This window comes from Lysobacter soyae, from assembly GCF_019551435.1.
In the GTDB taxonomy this organism is placed as follows: domain Bacteria; phylum Pseudomonadota; class Gammaproteobacteria; order Xanthomonadales; family Xanthomonadaceae; genus Solilutibacter; species Solilutibacter soyae.
The window spans coordinates 1,388,406-1,405,145 of sequence record NZ_CP080544.1 but is presented as its reverse complement, the minus strand read 5'-3'; the positions used below and the strand labels follow the sequence as shown (position 1 = coordinate 1,405,145).

The 16,740-nt window shown below is 59.3% G+C and carries 18 protein-coding genes; 8 read left to right on the top strand and 10 right to left on the bottom strand.

Features of this window, described 5'->3' with window-relative positions:
- The first annotated feature begins 61 nt into the window (after window positions 1–61).
- Window positions 62–1,696, top strand: coding sequence for an FMN-binding glutamate synthase family protein (locus H8L67_RS06740; RefSeq protein WP_220379094.1), 1,635 nt, complete (start codon window positions 62–64; stop codon window positions 1,694–1,696).
- 22 nt (window positions 1,697–1,718) lie between these two features.
- On the opposite strand, the gene H8L67_RS06735 is transcribed toward H8L67_RS06740, so the two are convergent.
- From H8L67_RS06735 to epmB, 7 genes are all read right to left on the bottom strand, one after another.
- Window positions 1,719–2,087 (bottom strand): hypothetical protein, encoded by a 369-nt coding sequence (locus tag H8L67_RS06735; RefSeq protein WP_220379093.1) that lies wholly within the window; start codon window positions 2,085–2,087, stop codon window positions 1,719–1,721.
- Window positions 2,088–2,189: 102 nt separating this feature from the next.
- Window positions 2,190–2,537: a TfoX/Sxy family protein gene (locus H8L67_RS06730; protein WP_220379092.1), complete on the bottom strand. Its 348-nt coding sequence runs from the start codon at window positions 2,535–2,537 to the stop codon at window positions 2,190–2,192.
- Window position 2,538: 1 nt separating this feature from the next.
- Entirely contained in the window at window positions 2,539–3,033 is a 495-nt protein-coding gene (gene phaR / locus H8L67_RS06725; RefSeq protein ID WP_220379091.1) for a polyhydroxyalkanoate synthesis repressor PhaR, read from the bottom strand.
- Between the two features lie 63 nt (window positions 3,034–3,096).
- Complete coding sequence (locus tag H8L67_RS06720; RefSeq protein ID WP_220379090.1) at window positions 3,097–3,837, bottom strand: beta-ketoacyl-ACP reductase; 741 nt, start codon at window positions 3,835–3,837, stop codon at window positions 3,097–3,099.
- Between the two features lie 79 nt (window positions 3,838–3,916).
- Window positions 3,917–4,780 carry a tRNA glutamyl-Q(34) synthetase GluQRS gene (gene gluQRS, locus H8L67_RS06715; RefSeq protein ID WP_220379089.1) on the bottom strand — a complete coding sequence of 288 codons (864 nt, stop codon included), beginning with the start codon at window positions 4,778–4,780 and terminating at the stop codon, window positions 3,917–3,919.
- Window positions 4,781–4,792: 12 nt separating this feature from the next.
- Window positions 4,793–6,868 carry a GGDEF/EAL domain-containing response regulator gene (locus H8L67_RS06710; protein ID WP_220379088.1) on the bottom strand — a complete coding sequence of 692 codons (2,076 nt, stop codon included), beginning with the start codon at window positions 6,866–6,868 and terminating at the stop codon, window positions 4,793–4,795.
- 84 nt (window positions 6,869–6,952) lie between these two features.
- On the bottom strand, window positions 6,953–7,963 hold the full coding sequence (gene epmB / locus H8L67_RS06705; protein WP_220379087.1) for an EF-P beta-lysylation protein EpmB: 1,011 nt from the start codon (window positions 7,961–7,963) through the stop codon (window positions 6,953–6,955).
- Window positions 7,964–8,055: 92 nt separating this feature from the next.
- Between epmB and efp the strand changes: the two genes are divergently transcribed.
- From efp to folE2, 6 genes are all read left to right on the top strand, one after another.
- The gene (gene efp, locus H8L67_RS06700) at window positions 8,056–8,622 is read left to right on the top strand and encodes an elongation factor P (RefSeq protein WP_220379086.1); all 567 of its coding nucleotides are present in this window, start codon (window positions 8,056–8,058) and stop codon (window positions 8,620–8,622) included.
- Window positions 8,623–8,761: 139 nt separating this feature from the next.
- Complete coding sequence (locus H8L67_RS06695) at window positions 8,762–10,108, top strand: TRZ/ATZ family hydrolase (protein WP_220379085.1); 1,347 nt, start codon at window positions 8,762–8,764, stop codon at window positions 10,106–10,108.
- Entirely contained in the window at window positions 10,105–10,812 is a 708-nt protein-coding gene (gene ubiG / locus H8L67_RS06690; RefSeq protein WP_220379084.1) for a bifunctional 2-polyprenyl-6-hydroxyphenol methylase/3-demethylubiquinol 3-O-methyltransferase UbiG, read from the top strand. The genes H8L67_RS06695 and ubiG overlap by 4 nt, the downstream gene beginning before the upstream one ends.
- Before the next feature lies 1 nt (window position 10,813).
- Window positions 10,814–11,476, top strand: coding sequence for a phosphoglycolate phosphatase (gene gph, locus H8L67_RS06685; RefSeq protein WP_220379083.1), 663 nt, complete (start codon window positions 10,814–10,816; stop codon window positions 11,474–11,476).
- Complete coding sequence (locus H8L67_RS06680; RefSeq protein ID WP_220379082.1) at window positions 11,467–12,105, top strand: isoprenoid biosynthesis enzyme family protein; 639 nt, start codon at window positions 11,467–11,469, stop codon at window positions 12,103–12,105. The genes gph and H8L67_RS06680 overlap by 10 nt, the downstream gene beginning before the upstream one ends.
- Window positions 12,106–12,114: 9 nt before the next feature.
- Window positions 12,115–13,035, top strand: coding sequence for a GTP cyclohydrolase FolE2 (gene folE2, locus H8L67_RS06675; RefSeq protein WP_220379081.1), 921 nt, complete (start codon window positions 12,115–12,117; stop codon window positions 13,033–13,035).
- A 12-nt stretch (window positions 13,036–13,047) separates the two neighbouring features.
- Here the strand turns inward: folE2 and H8L67_RS06670 are convergent, their stop codons facing one another.
- Genes H8L67_RS06670 through yidD form a run of 3 tightly spaced genes read right to left on the bottom strand, consistent with a single transcriptional unit; the run spans window position 13,048 to window position 15,442 of the window.
- Window positions 13,048–13,875: a M23 family metallopeptidase gene (locus H8L67_RS06670; protein ID WP_305068570.1), complete on the bottom strand. Its 828-nt coding sequence runs from the start codon at window positions 13,873–13,875 to the stop codon at window positions 13,048–13,050.
- Window positions 13,863–15,209, bottom strand: a complete 1,347-nt coding sequence (locus H8L67_RS06665; protein ID WP_220379080.1) for a dihydroorotase — start codon at window positions 15,207–15,209, stop codon at window positions 13,863–13,865. The genes H8L67_RS06670 and H8L67_RS06665 overlap by 13 nt, the downstream gene beginning before the upstream one ends.
- A complete protein-coding gene (gene yidD / locus H8L67_RS06660; protein ID WP_220379079.1) occupies window positions 15,194–15,442 on the bottom strand; it encodes a membrane protein insertion efficiency factor YidD in 249 nt (82 codons plus the stop codon). Before yidD ends, H8L67_RS06665 begins: the two co-directional genes overlap by 16 nt.
- A 108-nt stretch (window positions 15,443–15,550) precedes the next feature.
- Between yidD and dksA the strand changes: the two genes are divergently transcribed.
- A complete protein-coding gene (gene dksA / locus H8L67_RS06655; protein ID WP_220379078.1) occupies window positions 15,551–16,678 on the top strand; it encodes an RNA polymerase-binding protein DksA in 1,128 nt (375 codons plus the stop codon).
- Window positions 16,679–16,740 lie beyond the last annotated feature (62 nt).

Here is a 16,740-nt window from a genome sequence, read left to right as displayed (position 1 = left end):
CTTGATGCGGATTTTCCGGTAAACCTGCGACACTAGCGATGTCTCCCGGTTTCGCGCACTCATGTCCAGATATTCCGCGTATTTCATTGCCATTTTCGGATTGATTGCTTCCATTTGCGCCGGTCTGTTCTTGCATTCGAACGGCTGGTGGGTCTTAGTGGTGCTGTTTTCGGCGCTCACCTTGCTGGGCACTTGGGACATCCTGCAAACCAAGACCACTTTGCGCCGTCTCTATCCGATCCTTGCGCACTTCCGTTATGGCTTGGAGTCGATCGGTCCGGAAATCCGGCAGTACTTCATCCAACGCGATATTGAAGAAGTGCCGTATTCGCGAGACCAACGCGCCTTGGTCTATCAGCGCGCAAAAGGCGTCTCGGACGTCGTGCCGTTCGGCAGCGAACTTGACATGTACGGTGATCGGTACGAGTGGATCAATCACTCGATGGCGCCGACGCCGCACCACGAACACGATTACCGCATCGGCATCGGCGGCGATCGCGTCACGCAGCCGTATTCGGCGAGTGTGTTCAGTATTTCGGCGATGAGTTTCGGCGCGCTGTCCGCCAATGCCATTCGTGCGTTGAACAAAGGCGCAAAGCTCGGCAACTTCAGCCATGACACAGGCGAAGGTTCGATTTCGCCCTATCACCGTGAGAACGGCGGCGATCTGGTATGGGAAATCGGCTCGGGATATTTCGGCTGCCGCAATGCCGATGGCAGTTTCAATCCCGAGTTGTTCGCAAAGGCGGCGACCGATCCGCAAGTCAAAATGGTCGAGCTGAAGTTGTCGCAAGGCGCCAAGCCGGGCCACGGGGGCGTGCTGCCTGCAGCCAAAGTCACGCACGAAATATCGGTCACTCGCGGTGTGCCGATGGGCGAGGACTGCGTCTCGCCGGCACGTCATTCGGCATTTTCAACACCGATCGAGTTGCTGCAATTTGTTGCGGAAATGCGTCGTTTGTCCGGTGGCAAGCCGGCGGGTTTCAAGCTGGCAATCGGTCATCCCTGGGAATGGTTCGGCATCGTCAAGGCGATGTTGGAAACCGGATTGCTGCCGGACTTCATCGTCGTCGATGGTGCGGAAGGGGGTACAGGAGCGGCGCCGTCGGAATTCATCAATCATGTTGGACTGCCCATGCGCGAAGGATTGATGTTGGTGCAGCACACCTTGGTCGGCGCGGGGCTACGCGACAAAATCCATTTGGGCGCGGCAGGGCGCATCACCGGGGCCTTTGAAATCGCGCGCACCATGGCGCTGGGCGCGGACTGGTGCAATGCCGCGCGTGCTTTCATGTTTTCCTTGGGCTGCATCCAATCGCTGAGCTGCAACAACGATCACTGTCCGACGGGCATTGCTACACAAGACCCCAAACGTTGGACACGCCTCGATGTGGAGGACAAGGCGCAGCGCGTCGCCAATTTCCATGGAAACACGCTCAAGGCGCTACGCGACATGCTGTGTGCGGCCGGCTTGCAGCATCCGAGCCAACTCGGGCCCGAGCATATTCTTCGCCGCGTAACGCCGACAGAAATCCGTTCATTGGCGAGTTTGTACCCGACGGTCCATGCGGGCGAATTGCTGGGCGACAGTGTGCCGGATCATGCCGTCTTCCAGCACTTTTGGCGCGAGGCGCGGCCGGATACGTTCGTACCGCCGACCAAAGTCTCAGAACTCTGGGCGTCGCGCGCGAACTGAGTCGCGCGCATTGGCAAGGCGCTTACTTGGCGCCTTTTTCCTTGGCCAGTTCGGCGTACTGCGCCTTGGCGAAGCCGTTGCAGCTTTGGATCTGTGAGTTCATGAAGGTCTTATTGGGCTTCTTCGGCGAGCCCATTTTGTCCATCATTTCACCGGACCATTGGGTGAACTGCTTTTGCGACACGGCATTTTTCTGCATCGACCACGACATCAAGCCTTGAAGCTTCTTCAGGTCGTTGCGGTGCGCGGCATTGGCGGGCACTTGTTCGGCGATCTTGTACATCGCAAAGCACTGTGAGGCTTGCTTGCCGGTGTTGGCGCCTGCGGCGGATGCGAGCCCGGGCGCAGTCAAAGCAAGCACTGCAAGGCCGGTCAACAATCGGGATGTCATTCAATACTCTCCTGCGACGCATGAGACGTCTTTCGTTAGACAACATAGTGTCGGGACGATTTGAAGCGGAATGTGAATGGCTGAATCAGATCCGCCAATCGTTCAGCTGACCGTCTTCCGTGCGCGTTTCTTGGGTGGCTTGGGCTTGGCCGCAGGAAGCGCGCGTTCGGTTGCCAGCAGCAAGTTGCGCAGTGCGTCCGAGTCGTCAATCAACTCGTCTGCCACCGGATAATCTTTCGCGCCCGGATAGGGCGGGCGCATAGGCAAATCGGCTGTCAGATGACGTGTGGCTTCGGCCGCTTTGATGAAAAGACTGTTGTCGCAGACAAACGCGACCACTTTGCCATCGACGTACAGACCGTATTCGCCGAACATCCGCTTGAAAGTGAGCGCATCGCCCAGAGCCGCTTGTTCGACGATGTAGTCCAAGAACGCGCGGTCGGTGGCCACCTTACTTGCCGCCGTGCCGCTTCTTGGGATCGTCTTCGCTGCGGGAGGCAGGCGTCGTGCCGCCGCTTAGGAATTGCGCCTGCATGTCTTTCCACACTTCCATGTTGCGCTCGGCCAGTTGATTCATCATCGTCCACGGCGAGGGGCCCAGCATGCCGCCGAATTGTTGGCGGAACTGTGCTTGTTGATCCATGAAGAGTTGCATGCTGCGTTCCAGGTAATTACCCATGAAGCCTTGCATGCTGTCGCCATACAAACGAATGATCTGACTCAGCATCGGCGTGGTGAGCACGGGCTCGCCGGACTGTTCGTGTTCGGCAATGATCTGCAGCAACACCTGACGGGTGAGGTCGTCGCCCGTTTTTGCATCACGCACTTCGAAGTCGAGACCGTCCAGAATCAACTGGCGCACATCCTCAACGGTGATGTAGCTGGAAATTTCCGTGTCGTAAAGACGACGGTTCGGATATTTCTTGATGACTCGCAACTTGTTCATGCATTGACCTGGTGCAGGCGCCGTGGATGACGCGCTGCACCATTGTGCATGGTTTCAAGCGCTTTACCAACCCATGTGGTGTCCGCCGTTGATATCCAAGTTTGAACCGGTAATCCAACCGGCCTGGTCACCCGCCAGAAACGCGACACCGTAGGCGATTTCTTCCGGCGTGCCGAGACGGCCGGTGGGGATGTCGGCAATGATTTTGTTGCGGACTTCTTCCGGCACCGCCATCACCATGTCGGTCGCAATGTAGCCCGGTGAGATGGTGTTGACGGTGATGCCGTTGCGGGCATTTTCCCGGGCCAGGGAAATGGTGAAGCCGTGCATGCCCGCTTTGGCAGCGGCATAGTTGGCTTGACCGTATTGCCCCTTCAGCCCGTTGATCGAACTGATCTGAATGATGCGCCCCCATTTGCGTTCACGCATGCCTTCGATTACCGGGCGGGTGACGTTGAAACAGGAGTTCAGATTGGTGTTGATGACATCGCACCATTGATCCGAATTCATGCGGTGGAACGTGCTGTCACGGGTGATGCCCGCATTGTTCACCAACACTTCGATCGGGCCGAGCGCGGCTTCGACGTCTTTCACCATAGCTTCGGCATCTTCCGGAGATGTCACATCGCCTTTGACGATGTATACGTCGATGCCTTGCGCCTTCATCTCCGCCTGCCAGGCTTTGGCACGTTCCTCATTGCGATAGTTGGTCGCAACACGGTGGCCTTGCTGGGCGAGCTGCTTGACGATGGCGGTACCGATGCCGCCGGTTCCTCCGGTGACGAATGCGACGCGTGATGACATGGCAGCCCTCTCTTTGACATTGGAAATTCCCTTGCGATTGATTCTAGGCTTCCAATGTTGCGATTCGCGTTAGGACGGCTCAGGTACGGATTTGTGCCGTTGGGATGCGTCCGGCATCGAAGGCATCCAGCGCCCGCGACAGCCATGTTTCTGCGTCGAATTTCGTCCCTGTGCGCAGCGGCATTTGTCCCAACATCCGCCACGCTTGCGACAAAACATGTTCGGCATTGGCCGGCGTCACAGCCTCGGATTCAAGGGTTTTCGAGTACTTTCGGCCTTCTGCATCAAGCAGCAAAGGAAGGTGTGCATAAACGGGTCTGGGCAAGTCCAGACATTGCTGCAGAAAGATTTGACGCGCGGTTGAATCCAACAAATCCGATCCGCGAACGACTTCGCTGATCTGTTGCGCTGCGTCATCAATCACGACCGCCATCTGGTACGCCCAGAAACCATCTGCGCGTTTCAAAACGAAATCGCCCACGTCGAGGTCGACGCGATCTTGCTTGTGACCATGCAACAGGTCGTCGAAGGCAATCTCACAGTGATCAGGCACGCGCAGCCGCCATGCCGGATCGGGTCGTTTGCGATCTGGCACACAGTGACGGTGAACGCCGCCTTGTGCAGCCAGATCGGACCGGCTGCAATGACATTCGAACGCATGGCCCTGCGCCACGAGTCGATCAAGGGCGGTTTGGTACAGGGCGTTGCGGTCGGACTGGCGGACGATCTCGCCATCTGCATGCAGGCCTAACAGCGCCAACTGTGCCTGCTGTCGATCGGCAGCGCCCGGGACTTCCCGGATACCATCCACATCTTCGATGCGAACCCGCCAAGTCCCTTGGGCGGATTTTGCAAAAAGATAACTGCCAAGTGCCGCGATGATCGAGCCGGCGTGCAAATCACCGGTAGGTGAGGGTGCAAAGCGGCCGATGGGGTGCTTCACAGCTGCGCTCGATCAGAATTCGAAGTCCAGATTCGGTCCCGGTGGCGACAGGAAGTTGCCTTCCACGAACTCGACACTATTGGTAAACAGCGAGGTCATCGAGGCGGTGTCCGACACCTGCGGCGCAATGGTCGGAATGCCGGCCGCTTTCGCCGCCTCGGCCAACTGGCGCACCTTGGCTTGCTGATCGGGGGATTTGGCAAAGTCGGTCATGAAGCTGTTGTCGAGTTTCACGAACTTCGGCTTGAGGTGTTCCATCAACTGGATGGAGTTGAGGCCGGCACCGAATTGGCCGATGACGAGACCGCTGCCGACTCTATCCAGCGCCTTCTGCAATTCCGCCGCCTGCGCCAGTTGTGTTGATGCATTGGATTCGTGTGTCAACAAGAACAATTGGCCGGGTCGCAAGTTGTACTTGGCGATGACGGCACCGACTTCCTCGGCGAGGGCGGGGTCCGAGAGCGCGGATTTGCTGATTTGCGCGAGGATGCGCACCGGCGGATCGGAGGGATGCGCTGACAGGGTTTGCGCAGCACGTTCAATCACGATGCTGTCGATCTCGCGAATCATGTCGCGCTCTTCGGCAATGGCCAGGAACGCGCCGGGTGCGATGGTTTCACCTGACACATCCAGCAGACGCAAATAGGATTCGTAGAACGGCTGCGGGTCACCCAGCAGATTGGCGATCGGCTGGAAGTGCAGGGCCAATTGGTTCGAATCAATCGCTTGGCGAATGCGCTGCACCCAGGCTTCGATGCGGGCCTCTTCGGCACGGTCCACTTCACTGGGATCAAACATTTCTGCGCGGTTGCCGCCCAAGGCGACCGCGCTGTTGATGAGTTCTTCCGAACGGTGCAAAACGCGCGTGACCTGTGCATTACGTTCACCGATCTGTACCGCCGCCACGCTTGCCGTCGCAGTGATCGATTTTTCGTCGATCTTGAGCAGTTGGTCGCGAACGGCATCGACAATGCCTTGCGCCATTGCGCGCGTCTCGGTATGCGGTGAGTGTCGCAACAACACCGCCAAGGACGCTTCTCCCAGGCGTGCCAGTTCGGCGCGCTCGGTCATCAGGGGGCGAATGCGGTCGCCCAATGCCCGCATCAGTTTGTCGGCGGCGTCCATGCCCAGCTGGCCGAGCAATTGGCTGTAGTGGTCCAATTGGATTTGCAGGAGGCCATGACCTTCATTCTGGTTGGCCGCACCCGACACGGCGCTTTCCAGCGATTGCAGGAATGTGGGGCGGTTGAGCAGGCCGGTGCCGACGTCACGTCGTTTCAGATCATCGATTTCTTGGGCGAGATCGGCGGACAGCTCTTGGCGACGGAAGATGATCTGCAGGCACGCCTCACCTTCGTATTCGGCATGGGAGAACTCCATCACCGCAGGAAAGCTCTTGCCTTCGGCATCTCTGGCTTGCACTTCCTGACGCTCGTCCATGGGGATTTCGCCTTTGGAGAATCCTTTCAAGAGTTTTTTGAAGCGATCGGTGTCTGCTGGCGCGATCATGTCGAGAATGGACATGCCTTCGACGTCTTCGAAATCGTCGTAGCCGAACATTTCCAAGTAGGCCGGGTTGGCGCGGATGTGCATGCCTTCGTGCACATAGGCGATCGGATCCCGCGACGAATCAATCAAGGCATCACAGCGGCGTTCGCTTTCACGAAGGCTGGCTTCCAACCGGCGAAGGTCGCGGCGTCCGGTGAGTTGGCGGTATTCCCGTTTGACGATCTTCAAGACGTTGCCGGGGATCCATGACAATGCCAATCCATCCACGTCGAGACTGATGGCTTCGGAGACGCTTTCTTGCTCGAACTTCTCGAGCACCATGATGACTGGAAGGTCCTTGCCGGTGCGACGCACTTCGGCAACGAGCGTTTTAAGCGGGATCGTCTCGCTGTTTTGCTGTGAGATCACCAACTCGAATGATTGTTTCGCCAGGCAATCCGCCAGCTCGTCGGCGGACGCGGGGCGCGTGGCGCGAACCGGCAGGCCTTCATTGCGCATACCACTGACCAATGCTTCCGCATCTTCGGGACGGTCATCTACGACGAGGATTCGGATGGTCTGGTTTTCTTGCTTTGCCATTACGAAAGGGTCCCGGGGGTGGCCTTCAACATCTAATACACACTATATAGGCGAATTTTGAAACTGTTGTTGCCGGCAATCGCCTCAGGCCAGCAGGTCTTTGCTGTCATTGCCCTCGGTTTCCCGCGCCAGTCTGGGTACCAAGTACCCCGGCAGGCGTGCACGCAACAGGGATATCAACGTTTTCGCTTCGGATTCGATGACATCGAAATGGGCGGCGCCATGCACACGGTCGAGCAAATGCAGGTAATAGGGCAAAACCCCTTGTGCGTATGCGCGTTCACTCAAGTCGGCGAGGGCATCGACGCTGTCGTTCACACCGCGCAGCAGGACCGCCTGATTCAACAGCGTGACATGGGGCAGCCGAATGCGGGATAGCGCTGCCGCGACCGCATCGTCGAACTCGTTGGCGTGGTTTGCGTGCACCACCCAAGTCACGGGCATTGACACGGCGGACAACCAAGCGATCAATTCGTCGTCGACCCGTTCGGGCAAAACCACCGGCAAGCGCGAGTGGATGCGCAGGCGACGGACATGATCGATGCCCGCCAATTGATCGGTCAGCGCGGCGAGTTTGGCGGTGGAGAGCGACAGGGGGTCGCCACCGGAGAGGATGACCTCCGAAATCGATGCATCGGCCGCGATATGGCTGATGGCGGCATCCCAATCGTTGGGTGAGGCGGAAGCCTCCGCATAAGGAAAGTGCCGTCGGAAGCAATAGCGGCAGTGGATGGCACAGCTTCCGGTGGTGACCAGCAAGACCCGGCCCGCGTACTTATGCAAGAGGCCCTGGGCGGCCATCGCGCTGCCGTCACCCACGGCATCGAAGCTGTAGCCGGGAACCTTGTCGGTTTCCGCGTCCACCGGCAGCACTTGGCGAAGCAAGGGGTCGTTCATGTCACCCGGCACCATGCGCGCCACAAAGCTTTCAGGCACGCGCAATGGAAACTGCGCCATGGCGGCCTCGGAGAGCTCGGCCAGCCGATGCCCCAATCCGAGGCGCGCAAGCAGGTCGGCCGGGTCGGTGACAGCGTTGCGCCACGCGGCTTGCCAGCTGTGGGCGGTCTTTTGGATGGGAAGGGCTGCAGGTATCATTGACGGTCTGATTCCGGGCAGACGGCCCGGGTACACCATTTTATTCGGTTGCGGCACGTTGCTTCGACCCCCAGCTTCAGGAGATTCCGGCCATGGCCACTTTGGGTATGAACGACGTCAAGACCGGCCAAAAGATTTTGGTCAATAACGATCCTTGCGTCATCACTGAAACCGAGTACGTGAAGCCGGGTAAAGGCCAAGCCTTCACCCGCATGAAGTTCCGCAACATCAAGAACGGTCGCGTGCAAGAAATCACCATGAAAGCGACCGACAGCGTCGAAGTCGCGGACGTCATGGATACCGACATGCAGTTCCTCTACGCCGACGGCGAATACTGGCACTTCATGAACCCCGAAAGTTTCGAGCAGGTCCAAGCCGATAAAGCCGGCATGGGCGGCGCGGAAAAGTGGTTGAAGGGCGAAGAGGATTGCGTCGTCACCTTGTGGAACGGCACGCCGATTGCGGTTCAGCCGCCGAACTTCGTCGAACTCAAGATCACCGAAACCGATCCGGGTGTGCGCGGTGACACCTCCGGCGGTGGCGGCAAGCCGGCCGTACTGGAAACCGGTGCAGTGGTCCGCGTGCCTTTGTTCGTCGGTCAAGAAGAAATCATCAAGGTCGACACCCGTAGTGGCGAATATGTCAGCCGCGTGAAATAAGCAGGCGCCATACTGGCCCCCTGATGTCGAAGACCGATCCCAAACAAGATGTCTTCCCGCATGACCGCGTCGTGTTCTTCAGCGACGCGGTTTTTGCTATTGCGAATACAGCGCCGTTGTACTTTCGAGTAACCGAAACATGCACAGTGATTCCACACCCGAGGCCTGCGACCTCCTGATCGAACCCGGCTATGTGGTGCCCGTCGTGCCGCACGCCGTGGTACTGGAAGACCATGCCGTCGCCATTAATGGCGACAAAATTGTCGATATCCTGCCGACATCCGATGCACGCCGGAAATATGCCGCCGCGCGTACGGTATCGCGACCCAACGCGGCCTTGATTCCTGGATTCGTCAACGCGCACACCCATAATCCGATGAGTTTGATGCGCGGGGTCGCCGACGATTTGCCGTTGAAAGTCTGGTTGCAGCAGCACATTTGGCCGATTGAAGCGGCGGTCATCGGGCCTGACTTTGTTGAGGCAGGTTGTACGCATGCGGTCGCTGAAATGCTCCGCTGCGGCACCACAACTTGTAATGAAAACTATTTTTTCCCTGACATCCAAGCGCAAACCTACGAAAAGTTGGGCTTTCGCGTGCGTGTCGGTCTGCCGGTGATCGATTTTCCGACGGCCTGGGCCAAGGACGACGACGAATACTTCGCGCGCGCGGAGGCTGTGCATCAGGCCTTGGCCTCCAGCAAGTTGGTCAGCACCGCGATGGCACCGCACGCGCCGTATACGGTCGACGACGACAACTTCTCCCGTGTGCGTGACATGGCCGAGAAGCTGGGTATACCGGTGCATTTGCATTTGCATGAGACAGCGCAGGAAGTCGAGCAATCCATCGCCGATTACGGCGTGCGTCCGATTGAACGATTGCGTCGCTTGGGACTCATCAACCGCAATCTGATCGCGGTGCACATGACCCAACTGACGCGCGAGGAAATTCATCTGTGCTCGGAGCAGGGCGTCAGCGTTGTGCATTGCCCGGAGTCGAATCTGAAACTCGCTTCGGGTTTCTGTCCGGCTTGTGCACTGATGAAGGCCGGTGTGAATCTGGCCATCGGCACTGACGGCGTTGCCAGCAATAACGACCTCGACATGATCGGCGAAACCCGGACGGCAGCGATTTTGGCGAAGGCGGTGGCCGAAGACGCTTCGGCGTTGTCCGCGCCGGAAGCCTTGCGCGCAGCGACGTTGGGCGGCGCGAAAGCCATGCACTTAGATCACGACATCGGGTCGATTGAAGTGGGCAAACAAGCCGACCTGGCCTGCATTGATTTGTCGTCTGTCGAAACCCAACCGCTCTTCCATGTGATTTCGCAAATCATCTACGCGGCATCGCGCAACGATGTGAGTGATGTGTGGATCGCCGGAAAGCAAAAACTTGAGAAGCGCGTGTTGGTGGATATGGACGAAAGTGCCGTGTTGGCCAATGCGCACGTTTGGCGCGAAAAGATCGCCGCAGTGGGAGTTCAACGATGACAACGCATGTCAATGCACGCCAAGCCGAGCTCGATAAATTCGGCGCGCTGGCAAGCCGTTGGTGGGACGAAAACGGACCGCAAAAGGCGCTACATGCCTTGAATCCGGTGCGTCTTGGCTATATCGAGGCGCGCGTCGCGCTGGCCGGCCAGAAAGTTTTGGACGTGGGCTGCGGTGGCGGGTTGCTGAGCGAGGCGATGGCACGCAATGGCGCCACCGTGACCGGCATCGATTTGGCACCGGAGCTGGTTGAAGTGGCGAAGCTGCATGCGTTGGATCAAGGCGTGGAAGTGGAATATCTGCAGGTTCCCGTTGAGGCACTCGCCGCAGAGCGGCCCGGGCACTACGACGTGGTGACCTGCATGGAAATGCTTGAGCACGTGCCGGATCCGGGTGCCATTCTCGCGGCCTGTGCGAGCTTGTTGAAGCCGGGTGGGACGCTCTGCGTTTCCACACTCAATCGCACACCGGCGGCGTTTGCGTTGGCGATTGTCGGCGCTGAATACATTGCCCGGATTTTGCCGACCGGCACGCACCAATATCGGGATTTCATCAAGCCGGCGGAATTGGCCCAAGGGATTCGCGCGGCTGGACTCACGTTGGACGACGTTAGCGGCATTGAATATTTGCCCATCGGCAATCGTGCACGCCTCAGCACGCGGACCGATATCAATTATTTGGCGACGGCGCGGAAAGCAAGCTGAGATGTCTGCATTACCGAAAGTCGTGCTGTTCGATCTGGACGGCACCTTGCTCGACAGTGCGCCCGACATGTTGGCCACGATCAATCTGATGAAGGCGGCGCGCGGTGCCGCGCCTATGGCGCTGTCTCAGCTGCGCCCACACGTCTCCAAAGGGTCCAGAGCGATGATCAGCGCGGCATTTCCCGAGTGGGATGCGCAAACGCGTGACGCGCATGTGCCCGAATTCCTTGACATCTATGCACGTGAGTCTGGTCGCCATGGCCGTCCGTTTCCCGGTGTTGAAGACTTCTTGCAATGGCTTGAAGCGGCCGGCGTGCGCTGGGGCATTGTCACCAACAAGCCCGAGGGGTTGGCGCGCGACATCGTCCGGAAAGTCGGCTGGCTTGACCGCAGCGAAGTGTTGATTGGCGGTGACAGCTTGGCCGAACGCAAGCCGCATCCGTTACCGCTGTTGCATGCCGTTGCGACCATGGGCGTGTCGGTGGACGACTGTGTCTACGTCGGTGATGACGAACGCGATATTGAGGCCGCGCGCGCGGCCAACATGCGCTCCGCGGTGGCGTTGTGGGGCTATCGCTTGGAAGGCGATGCGCCGGAAACCTGGGGCGGTGATGTCATGTTGCAAGACATCGCCGACTTGAGAGCCGCGGACGCATGGCCTTGAGCACGGAAACCAATATCACCTTGCAAGCGGCACGCGAAAAATGGCTCAGCCGTTGGCCCGAGTGGGAGATCGCGGAGCTATTTCTGCCTGCAAACACGCGTCCGCTGGCTTGGGTCTGGTTCGCTTGGTTGGATGAGTTGGCCCTCGCGGCTTGGTCCGGCGCCGATGCGGCACCCGGCATGGCCAAGCTCGCCTGGTGGCAAGAGGAATTGAAAGGCTGGGCAAAGGGCGCACGTCGGCATCCGTTAGGGGCAACGCTACAACCGCTGCCGGTCGACTGGGCCGCGATTGCACAGCAAATGGGCGCCCTGAAAGAACGTGACCTGGGCACCACCGGCAACATCGCCGAGCTTGTACGCGCAGTGGAGGGGTTTGCAGCCCTCATTGCGCAGAGCGAACAAGCCCTATTCGGCGGCCGCAGCGCGCCGTCAAATGCGCGGGTGATCCGAACCCTGTTGATTTCGGTCGGCATCGTGCCGGACCAAGGCTTGGGGTCTGAGCCTTCTCTTGGCGCTGCCGCGCGCCGTGTGTTGGATGCGCTCGCCGACCTCCGTGCAAATTCCGCCGGTCGTGCGGTGGGGCGGTTCCAGGTGCTCTTGGCAAGCTGGCGTGCAGCCCGCAAGGGCTAAAATGACCGCATGAACGAGTCACATCAAACGAACACGGCATTGCCGGATGTCGCCGGTGATGCCGCCGATTTTGCGCGGCCCTTGGATTGGGTCGGCATGGCCGGCATGGCGATGCCGTTGGAAGTCGCCCCCGGCATGCGCGTGCCAGCCGAAGCGGACGTCGAAGTCAATCTCACCGATAGCGCGGCGCGTGGCATCCACATGTCGCGCCTTTACCTCACGCTTCAAGCCGATTTGGCCAATGGTCTGCTGACCACACAACGGATGGCCGAAGTGTTGGCGGATTGCATCGCGTCGCAAGGCGGCAATGCTGACGCTGCGCGCTTGCACCTGCGATTCCTGCAGTTGATCGATCGAAAAGCCTTGGTCAGTCAGTTTTCCGGCTGGAAACAGTATCCCGTTCAAGTCCGTGCGACGCGAACCCAGGACGTGACCCAATTTGAATTACGCGTGGACATCGACTACTCCAGCACCTGTCCGGCGTCCGCGGCCTTGTCACGACAAAAAAATGCCGAGGCCTTTGTTTCCGCATTCGGCAAGGGCGATGCGGATGCGCAAGCCGTTGCCGAATGGTTGCAGTCGAAACAAGGTATGGCGGCCACTCCGCATGCGCAGCGTAGCCGCGCCGAAGTTTCGATCACGTTGCACGAATCGCCGGCCGCGTTGCCGATTGAAACGGTCATCGACCTGGTCGAAGACGCGTTGGGCACGCCGGTACAAACAGCGGTGAAGCGCGAAGACGAACAGGCATTCGCCGTACGCAACGCCGAAAACCTCATGTTCTGTGAAGATGCGGCGAGGAGGGTTGCCGCCGCACTGTCGCATCAAACCGCGTTGGGTACGGAATTTTCCGTGCGCGTGGCGCACGTTGAAAGCTTGCATGCCCACGATGCGGTGGCATCGGTGCGCGGCAAAATTCTTGCCCGCTGAGGCGGCGCGGTTTTATTTCACCATCAACAGCGGATCCACCCGCGTTTCAAACCAACTCATGCCCCAGTGCAGGTGGGGTCCGGTTGCCCGGCCGGTGGAACCCACGGCACCGATGACCTGACCTTGCTTGACGACGTCGCCGACCTTCACGTCGATGCGCGACATGTGCAAGTAGTTCGTGCTGACGCCGAAGCCGTGATCCAGCACGACCGTGCCGCCGGTCAGATAGAGGTCTTTGTTGGCGAAACTGATCACGCCATCGGCGGGCGCCTTGATCGGCGTGCCGGCAGGGGCGGCAATGTCGGCACCCGAGTGGGCGGATCCCGGCTGGCCGTTATACACACGACGATTTCCGAATTGACCACTAATGCGACCTCGCACCGGCCAAATGAACGTCTGCAAGAAGTCTTCGCGGTCGTCGTCACGTTTGCGTGCTTCGACGACCAATGCTTGTTCACGCGCGATGCGTTCGGCGATCGCGGGCGGTGGATTCACCGTCGCTGGCGGCACACCGTTGACGCGCTGCTCCACCCATTGCTTGGGCAGGACTTTGACCTCTTGCGAAAATGCGATGCCGCTACGCGGTGCAAACGTCACGCGCACGCTGCCTTCCGCTTCTCGTGGCACCGCAAAAACAAAGCTGCCATCAGCGCCGACACGGATGTCTTTGCCGAAGACCGACACCTTCGTGCCGATCGGCGCACGTCCCATCACCAGACTGCCTTCCAGCGCCTCGGTCTGCATGGAAATCACCCGCTGCGGATCGATGCCTTGCGCGTTAGCTTGTGAGGCGAAAAGGAGGGCGCCCAACAACCACACGCGATAGCTCACCGTGCGAATTCCATGCGACGGCCGGCGGTTGCGTTGACCACGGATTTGCCATCCCAAGCCAATTCACCGTTGACCCAGGTCGACGCAATGCGGTGATGGAAACTTTGCCCTTCAAACGGCGACCAACCGCATTTGCTGAGGACGTCCTCGCGCTTCACAGTCATCGGCAGCGATTCGACCAACACAAGATCGGCATAGCCACCTTCTCGAATGAATCCGCGATCTTTGACATCGAACAATTGCGCGGGGGCGTGTGCGAATTTTTGAACAACTTGCGCACGGGTGAGGGCGCCTTCATGTGCACGCTCCAACGCCGAAACCAGCGCGTACTGCACCAACGGCAAGCCGCTAGGCGCCTTTGCATAGGGGGATTGTTTCTCTTCCAAGGTGTGCGGCGCATGATCGGTGGCCAACACATCCAGCACGTCGTCCGCCAAGGCGCGCAAAATCGCCAGGCGATCGGATTCATCCTTTATGGCCGGATTGCACTTGATGAAATTGCCAAGCGTCGCGTAATCAGCGCGATCGAAATGCAGGAAATGCACGCAGGTTTCCGCCGTGATGCGCTTGCGTGTGCCGTCGGCGCGAATCAGGGGGCCACGCTCGAACAGGGCCAATTCGTCGGCGGTGGAAATGTGCAGAACATGCAGGCGCGCATCGTGTCGTTTGGCCAGTTCAAGCGCCAGCAAAGTCGACTTCATACACGCTTCACGGCAACGGATATCCGGATGCTGCTCGGCACTCAAGGCATCGCCGAATTCGGCTTGGTACTTGGCCATCATTGCGTCGATCATGGGCGTGTCTTCGCAATGGGTGATGATCGGCACCGGCGCCGCGGCGAATATGCCGTCGAGCACTTCCGGATCATCCACCAACATGTTGCCCGTCGAGGCACCCATGAACACCTTCACACCGGGCGTGGCCAGCGGATCGATGACCTTGATGTGTTCCAGGTTGTCGTTACTCGCGCCCATGTAAAAGCCGTAATTGCCGGCACTACGACCCGCCGCATTGGCGTACTTGGCCTCCAGAACGTCCGCGTTCAGGGTGGGCGGTACCGTGTTGGGCATGTCCATGAAACTGGTGATGCCGCCCGCCACCGCAGCGCGTGACTCAGTGGCCAGATCGCCCTTGTGGGTCAGACCGGGATCACGGAAATGGACTTGGTCATCGACCATGCCGGGCATCAACCACGCACCTTGTGCATCGCGTACCGTTTCGCCCGGTTTGGCGGCGAGGGCGTCGCCGATGAGGGCGATGCGGTCGTTCTCGATGCGCAGATCGGCGACGAACTCACGCCCCTCGTTGACGATGCGTGCGTTGGTGATCAGTGTCGATGACATGGGCAGTCCTTATCGGGTTTATCGGGCACCGGATCCATGCCGCCCGGATTGAGCGGATGGCAGCGCGCGATGCGTTTCATTGTGAGCCAGCCACCGTGAAGCGCACCGAAGCGCTGGATGGCTTCGATGCCGTAGGTCGAACAACTCGGATAAAAACGGCATCGTTGACCCAGCAACGGACTCAGCAAACGCTTGTAGCAGCGGATGCAAAAAATGAGAATTCGGGAGATCACAATAATTCGACGCGGCTTGGCGCAGTATTTCCGGCTTGCGGGCGACAGGTACTTAGGCTATAACAGCCGACGTCCCGCGCTCAAGGGGACCCAAGCAAGGACGGATTCGTGGCAGTCAAGAAAACAGCAAAGAAAACGGTGAAAACCTCTGCAAAGAGCACCACCAAGGCCAAGGCGCCGGCCAAAAAGGCCGCACCTGCAAAGAAAGCCGTCGCGGCCAAAAAAGCCGTGAAACCGGTGGCGAAGGCTGCCAAAGCCGTCAAACCTGCTGCAAAGCCGGTGGCCAAGACCGCCAAGAAGGTCGTGAAAGCACCGGTAAAGGTCGCTAAGAAACCGGTGGTTGCGAAGGCAGCCGCCAAGAAAGTTGCCGCCGCGAAGCCCGCTGCGAAGGTCGCCAAGCCTGCTGCCAAGAAGGCGCCGGCCAAAAAGGCTGCACCGGTCGCGAAGAAAGCGGTTGCTGCGCCCGTAAAGAAGGCGGCGCCTGTGGTGAAGGCGGCTGCCAAGGCCGCGAAGCCGGCGACGAAGCAAGTTGCACCTGCCGCTGCGGTCAAACCGGTCAAGCCGGTTGCAGCGCCCGCGCCGGTCGAGGTGAAGGTTGCCGCACCGGCGCCCGCACCTGCACCTGCAGCTGCGAAGGCGGCCAAGAAACCGGGCCGCAAAACAACGCATGCGCCGCTGGATGTCGCGCCGCGTGCACCGGTGCCGATGCCGCCGCGCGTACGCCCGATCGGCAAGACATTGACGGCCAAAGCCCCGACCGAAAAGGTCGCGCCGAAGTCGTCCAAGGTCAAAGTCGTGAAATACGACACGGACAAGGAAACCAAGCGCCCGATTCTTCCGCCCGGCTACAAGCCGTCGGTGGACGAGGAATACATGAACCCGCTGCACATCGAGTACTTCCGTCAGAAGTTGCTCGATCGCCGCGCGGCATTGGTCGCCGAATCCAAGCAAACGATCGAAAGTCTCAAAGAAGAAGTGCGTGATGTCGGTGATGACGCCGAGCGCGCCAGTCGCGAAACCGAGAATGCGTTGGAGCTTCGCGAACGTGACCGTAACCGCAAGATGATCGGCAAGCTGGATTCGATCCTGCGTCGTATCGATAACGGTGACTACGGTTACTGCGTGGACACCGGTGAAGAAATCGGCTTGGAACGTTTGGAAGCGCGTCCGGAAGCCGAGCGTACGCTCGATGCCCAAGGTCGCCGCGAACACTTGCAACGTCAGTACAGCGATTGATGTGAACCCATCCTCCCGCCAAGCGGGAGGATGCCCCGAATGGGGCTTTTTTGCGCATTGCG

Coding starts and splice junctions, on each gene's coding strand:
- phaR (WP_220379091.1), bottom strand. CDS start 3,033: ATGAACAAGTTGCGAGTCATCAAGAAATATCCGAACCGTCGTCTTTAC.
- efp (WP_220379086.1), top strand. CDS start 8,056: ATGGCCACTTTGGGTATGAACGACGTCAAGACCGGCCAAAAGATTTTG.
- ubiG (WP_220379084.1), top strand. CDS start 10,105: ATGACAACGCATGTCAATGCACGCCAAGCCGAGCTCGATAAATTCGGC.
- H8L67_RS06665 (WP_220379080.1), bottom strand. CDS start 15,209: ATGTCATCGACACTGATCACCAACGCACGCATCGTCAACGAGGGGCGT.
- folE2 (WP_220379081.1), top strand. CDS start 12,115: ATGAACGAGTCACATCAAACGAACACGGCATTGCCGGATGTCGCCGGT.
- H8L67_RS06740 (WP_220379094.1), top strand. CDS start 62: ATGTCCAGATATTCCGCGTATTTCATTGCCATTTTCGGATTGATTGCT.
- H8L67_RS06680 (WP_220379082.1), top strand. CDS start 11,467: ATGGCCTTGAGCACGGAAACCAATATCACCTTGCAAGCGGCACGCGAA.
- H8L67_RS06735 (WP_220379093.1), bottom strand. CDS start 2,087: ATGACATCCCGATTGTTGACCGGCCTTGCAGTGCTTGCTTTGACTGCG.
- H8L67_RS06720 (WP_220379090.1), bottom strand. CDS start 3,837: ATGTCATCACGCGTCGCATTCGTCACCGGAGGAACCGGCGGCATCGGT.
- gph (WP_220379083.1), top strand. CDS start 10,814: ATGTCTGCATTACCGAAAGTCGTGCTGTTCGATCTGGACGGCACCTTG.
- H8L67_RS06710 (WP_220379088.1), bottom strand. CDS start 6,868: ATGGCAAAGCAAGAAAACCAGACCATCCGAATCCTCGTCGTAGATGAC.
- epmB (WP_220379087.1), bottom strand. CDS start 7,963: ATGATACCTGCAGCCCTTCCCATCCAAAAGACCGCCCACAGCTGGCAA.
- H8L67_RS06695 (WP_220379085.1), top strand. CDS start 8,762: ATGCACAGTGATTCCACACCCGAGGCCTGCGACCTCCTGATCGAACCC.